At 33.6% G+C, this 271-nt stretch carries 1 pseudogene; it reads right to left on the reverse strand.

The window, feature by feature from the left end:
* Positions 1-214, reverse strand: a pseudogene (locus V5P19_RS23630) (hypothetical protein); the annotation flags it as partial.
* Positions 215-271 lie beyond the last annotated feature (57 nt).

Raw genomic sequence — 271 nt, forward strand, 5'->3', positions numbered from 1 at the left:
CTATTAATGAATAAGTGCTTACTTCTTCTTTTTGACCTACAAAACCAATTTTAACATTTCCGATATCGCATTTTTCACCATGCTCATCAAAGACAGTAAGATAAAACATTGTAACAAAGGAATAGTCATTCCAACCATCTGCTCGTAGGAATGCCTTATTTTTTTCTACTGCAGGAATATACCCGCCTCTTTCAATAACACTAAACTCCAACATATAGTAACCCTTAATTTTATTAAAATAACCGCAATTTATTTGGCGGCAACACAGGAT

Source organism: Enterobacter sp. UNJFSC 003, from assembly GCF_036903355.1.
In the GTDB taxonomy this organism is placed as follows: Bacteria; Pseudomonadota; Gammaproteobacteria; order Enterobacterales; family Enterobacteriaceae; genus Enterobacter.